This window comes from Pseudarthrobacter sp. 01T43, assembly GCF_056398665.1.
Genome location: NZ_JBFTPV010000046.1, coordinates 1 through 5,025 on the forward strand (window position 1 = coordinate 1; position 5,025 = coordinate 5,025).

The window sequence follows — 5,025 nt, forward strand, 5'->3', positions numbered from 1 at the left end:
AACCCTCGGGGTTGTGGAGTGAATCGCCGATCGCAGCGACCGTACCCGGCTCGTCCATAGACGGCAGCCCGATAAAGCCGTTTTCCACTTTGTGGATGGAGCCGGCCTTGCTCAGTGTTCCTACCAGAGTGGTTTCCATGATGTCTCCTATGACTGATGGTGGATAAAGGATGGGGCTTCGGGAGGGATCGTCTCTCGGAATAACCGGCCGAGCTCTGCTCTGAGCTCTCGTGGTGTGATACGAATCACGCTCTCGTCCCAACTGCAAAGCTACGGGACGTAATTCATCTAGTCCAGTCTTTTTTAGAAAATTAAGCCAAGGATTTAAGGTTTATTTTCCCTTGGTGTAGTTGACGGGCCGCGGAACCCTTCGGAACGGACTCACGGCGGTACCGGGCCCTCGTAGGGGCCCGGTACCGCCGTGAAAAAGCGTTGGCCACTGGACAGCCGCGGTGGGCTCGGCGCCTCCCCACTGCGCTGCAGGGGGGAGGCGCGGTGAATCAGGACCATGACAGGCAGGGAACTTTTGGCCCGGGAGGGGCCAAGGGCGGGTTGCGTTACCTGAGATCCAGAATCTTTTCCGGTTCTCCGGCGTCGTGATCTGAAGGACGGGGAGGGATTGCCGCATTCTTCGTGCGCGTAGTTTCGTGCTGTGAATACAGCCAGATGGGTATGTAAAGCGCCAGCACGATGAACCCGACCCAGGTCGGGGTCCAGCCGATTTCCAGGCTGTTCAGGTAGACCACGCCGATCAGGCACAGCGGCAGGTTGAACAGACCGAAGGTCATGGCGACGTTTTGCCAGCCCTTGGGGGCCTTGAATGGCCTCTCCAGATTGGCGAAGGCCGGGTGCTTTTTGGCTCTGACGTAGGCGAACAGGCTGATGCCGTTGGCGCAGGTGTAGCCAATTGCGGAGGCCGCGACAATTGCTGCGGGGTTTCCCATAAATATCAGCACCAGGTTAAAGGCTCCGATGATCAGCATGGCAACAAAGGGGGTGCCGTGGCGATTCGTTTTGCCGAGCGATTTGGGAAGGTTGCCTTCCATCGCCATGGAGTGCATGGCGCGGGAGGAGCCCAGGTAAGCGGTTTGAATGATCAGGATCATGGCGGCGATCAGCATGATGATGGTGACGATGGAGCCGGCTTCGCCAAAGACGGCTTGGGCGACCGGGATCAGTGGCGACACGGGCTCGGCCAGTACGCCGTCAACACCAAGCACGCCTATCACCGCAGCCTGTACCAGCACAAACGAGAAAAAGCAGACGATGCCGCAGGCAAGCAGTGCCTTGGGTACATCTTTGGACGGGTTTTTGTATTCAGGCCCGTAGATGGCTGCCGTTTCCCACGCGCAGGCACTCCACTGCGCAATCGCAAAGATGCCAAACAGAATCAGGATATGGTGCATGTCCCAGGCCCAGTCAGCCGGCAACCAACTGCCGGTGATATTGGCCATCTCGACGTGTCCGGTAGCAAAGGGCGCCACGGTCAGGACAACCAGCGGTATCAAAGAAACAGCAGCAAGGATGTAACCCAGGATGGCGCCATCCTTGAGGCCGAACCAGTTCACCGCGAAAAGTCCGGTGAAAATCACCAGCCCTGTCATCAAGGCCAACTGATTCTCGGTAAACATTTCGCCCAGTACCGGAAAGAGACCATGCAGGTAGCCGCCCACCAGGATGGCGAAGATCGCCAATACCGGGGTCCAGGCAAACCAGTAGCTCCAGGCGCTGAACCCGCCGATCAGCTTGCCCTTGTCGTACTTGCCCTTGTAGTTCTCGGTGCGAAATACATGTTGCGCAAAACCTGGCAGACCCGAGGCTTTGGGAAAGGTGGTAGCCATTTCGGCATACGCCGTGCTCTGCATGAAACCCTGCAGGACCGATAGTCCCCAGATAAGAATTGCGGCAGCCGATAAATACAGCGGAAGGTAACCCAAAGAGGGCAGGACCAGCAAGGGAACACCCAGGGCAATGGCCAAACCCTGCTTCCAGTCGATCGAACGTTCCAGGTGATCGGCTCCGTCTATACGATCTTCACTCATAAAAATCTCCCTTAAACTACTTAAAGTCGTCTCTGACTTTGTTAGTTATGCAACTTCGATTTTGGATATCTAAGTCGCGGTGAAAAACCAAACTGGCCAGCCCGGCAGGTGGTACTGCAGTGCCGATGCGCGGCACGAGCTTTCAGCTGGCGTGGATGTCCGACGGCGGGGCGGTGAGTGCACGGTACGGGCTTGGGCGTGGTGCATGAGTACAGCCATGCGTGCGAGGCCGAGGCCGGGAAGTGCGCCTGGGCCGCTCGCGAAGACATCATGAGCATCGAACCTGCGCGACTCGGACGAGGGGTGTGCCAGAGCCAGGGAAGTTCTCCCTCCGGTTTCGAAAGGCCGTGACCGTCTCGCTGCATTCGATGTGAAACAGGTCACTTCCAGAGGTTACAGTGTAAAAGCTCTACTGCGATAGCTTTTATTGATGCCAATTTTGCTCTGCCACGTCGCGCGGGGAGGCGGCTAGATCGTGTAGATCAGGGAGAGCCCAAGGTGAGGAACATCCAGAGCCACCCGATGCTGGTTGGGGTAGTCGGACTTAATCCGCTCACCCACAAGGTATAAACCGGAGTTGCCGAGAATGACGCGGTTGCTGGCGTTGATGACGGCGGCATCGCCGGGGATGGCGCGCAGGGTCGGCATGATGAGGGGTTCCAGGTCCTTGATCCGGATGTCGCAGGCAGTTACCCCGGCGAATCGCCCTTGGACGGCGAGGGGAGCCGCAAAGGTCAGGATGTATTCCTCGAAGCCGAGAAAGTCCACATAGGGCCCCCACAGGCTCTGCTCACCTGTGGAAGCGGCGGTGGAGAAGAACGGCAGCTTCTCGTAGTCGTAATAGCGGCTGCTGCCGGGAGTCATGTCCAGGTCGAGCTTGCCGATGGTGCCGTTTTCCTTGCGTGCCCACCAGTCCAGCGCCGGCACTCCCTGCTCGATGGTTTCCACGGCGAAGAAGGTACCGGCTCCGGCTGCAAAGGTGTTTCGTGTCAGGAACTCGCGAGGATATTCGTCCAATCCAACCAGTGCAGCCGTTCCGACCTTGGATTTGCCGGCGAGGTTTCGTTCAAGGCGGCCAGCGACATCGCTGGCGAGCTTGCCGACCTCTGCGCAGACGCCGCTTGTCCACGAGGAAAGGGCGATGGCAGCATGTGTGACTTCGGTGGTGGGCTTCATTGACCATCCTGGGTTGATTGGGCGTAGCCGAGGGTGAGCTTCTTGTCGATCAGGTGGAAAATGTTTCGCCTGATGTGCTCAAGGACAAGTTTCTGGGCCTTCTCGGGCTGATCCTGGGCGATTGCCCGGACCAATTCCAAGTGTTCTGCGGTTGCCTGTTCGGGGTCAAATGTGACTGTGAGGGGGGTCCAGAGCTGTTGAACGGTTTCTTCCTGAAGCCGGATTTCCGCGTTGGCAAGCCTCGGTGATTGCGCGGCTATTGCCAACTCGATGTGGAAGCGGCTGTCAGCAGGTGCACGCACCTCCGGGGTATCGGCCAGAATCAGTGCTCGTGCAAGTTCCTGAAGACGCTCGAAATCGTGTGCCTCGGCGCGCTCACACGCCAGCCGGACGGTGGTGGCTGCTATGGCTGAATGTTCGTCTCCGATGTCACGTATTTCCGAAATTGACGTCGAGAGGAACCAATCCCTGATGGCGTCGGTCTGCGTACGAGGCTGGTTGACGACGAAGGTTCCGCCGCTCCGGCCTCTGCGGGTCTCGACGACTCCCCGCTCGCGCAGTTCCCCCAAAGCCTCGCGAAGAGTGGCGCCGCCAACCCCAAACATTTCAGAGAGTGCCGCTTCCGGCGGCAAGCGCTCACCTACTTTAAGTAGTCCAAGGCTGATGGCCTTGGTAATTCTGTCCACGATCGCATCGGCCCTCTCGATTTCCGGCAAGGACCGATATATCTGGGACTGGAATGAGGACGGCGAGGCCAAAAGTCTGCGCTCCGGAGGATGGGCTAACGGTCGGTCAAGAAACAAGCAGTCCGGACAGTACCTCAAGGACTTAACTCGTTCCCCAGAGTCTATGCAATAAATCCTTCAAAACTGCGGCTTTCAGAGCACTTCTCAACGACCCCCGGCGGAGCACCAATCCTAAAGTGTAGGTAGAACCGTCAGAAAACAGTGTTACCCCTGCCCTTTCGCTTCGGGAGTATGGATACCAACCACAAAGCATCGTTCGGCCTACACAGGCCGACGACCGAATGGAAGGGACAAATCGTGACTCCGACAGCAAATGCAACGCTCACCGGGTACAGCACCACCGGTGACATTGTCCGGAATCTCTCTCTTGTACAGGACGAGATCGCGGACACAGCGGCCAAGATCGACGAGCAGCAGATCGCCGACGTGGCCCGCCACCTTAGCCACCCTGGCAGGGTGTTCGTCGCCGGAGCCGGCCGAAGCGGCCTGGTCCTGCGGATGGCCGCCATGAGGCTGATGCACCTGGGCCTGAACGTCCACATCGCCGGTGACACCACGACGCCCGCAATCGCCTCCGGCGACCTGCTCCTGGTGGCCTCGGGATCGGGAACGACCTCCGGCGTAGTCAAGTCAGCGGAAACAGCGGCGAAGGCCGGAGCGCGGATTGCCGCGTTCACCACCAACCCGAGTTCACCGCTCGCCGGGCTCGCTGACGCGGTGGTGATCATTCCTGCCGCGCAGAAGACCGACCACGGCTCCAGCGTTTCGCGCCAGTACTCCGGGTCGCTCTTTGAGCAGGTACTTTTCCTCGCCACTGAAGCCCTGTTCCAGTCCCTGTGGGACAACACCGATGTACCGGCCGAAGAGCTTTGGCTCAGGCACGCCAACCTCGAATAATCGAACCCTCAATTTTCCACACCCACCTGTAGTTCTCAACAGAAAGAAAACACCATCATGAAGCTTCAAGTTGCTATCGACCTCCTGACCACCGAAGCCGCCCTTGAACTCGCCGGCCAGGTCGCCGAATTCGTTGACATCATCGAGCTCGGTACCCCGCTGAT

At 58.6% G+C, this 5,025-nt stretch carries 5 protein-coding genes; 2 read left to right on the forward strand and 3 right to left on the reverse strand.

Annotated elements, in window-relative coordinates:
- Positions 1–557: 557 nt before the first annotated feature.
- The 3 genes from AC1DIM_RS19485 to AC1DIM_RS19495 all read right to left on the reverse strand — a co-directional run bounded on the left by AC1DIM_RS19485 (position 558) and on the right by AC1DIM_RS19495 (position 3,934).
- A complete protein-coding gene (locus tag AC1DIM_RS19485; protein WP_477712131.1) occupies positions 558–2,042 on the reverse strand; it encodes an APC family permease in 1,485 nt (494 codons plus the stop codon).
- A 468-nt stretch (positions 2,043–2,510) separates the two neighbouring features.
- The gene (locus AC1DIM_RS19490; RefSeq protein ID WP_477712132.1) at positions 2,511–3,218 is read right to left on the reverse strand and encodes a cache domain-containing protein; all 708 of its coding nucleotides are present in this window, start codon (positions 3,216–3,218) and stop codon (positions 2,511–2,513) included.
- Positions 3,215–3,934: a FadR/GntR family transcriptional regulator gene (locus AC1DIM_RS19495; protein WP_477712133.1), complete on the reverse strand. Its 720-nt coding sequence runs from the start codon at positions 3,932–3,934 to the stop codon at positions 3,215–3,217. The genes AC1DIM_RS19490 and AC1DIM_RS19495 overlap by 4 nt, the downstream gene beginning before the upstream one ends.
- 327 nt (positions 3,935–4,261) lie before the next feature.
- Here AC1DIM_RS19495 and hxlB point away from each other — a divergent pair, with 327 nt between their 5' ends.
- A complete protein-coding gene (gene hxlB, locus AC1DIM_RS19500; protein WP_477712134.1) occupies positions 4,262–4,861 on the forward strand; it encodes a 6-phospho-3-hexuloisomerase in 600 nt (199 codons plus the stop codon).
- A gap of 57 nt (positions 4,862–4,918) precedes the next feature.
- Positions 4,919–5,025: orotidine 5'-phosphate decarboxylase / HUMPS family protein (locus tag AC1DIM_RS19505; protein WP_477712003.1), on the forward strand; the 107-nt coding region annotated here is incomplete at its 3' end.

Excerpts from the sequence above, each read along its gene's own strand:
- AC1DIM_RS19485 (WP_477712131.1), bottom strand. The coding sequence starts at position 2,042 with ATGAGTGAAGATCGTATAGACGGAGCCGATCACCTGGAACGTTCGATC.
- AC1DIM_RS19490 (WP_477712132.1), bottom strand. The coding sequence starts at position 3,218 with ATGAAGCCCACCACCGAAGTCACACATGCTGCCATCGCCCTTTCCTCG.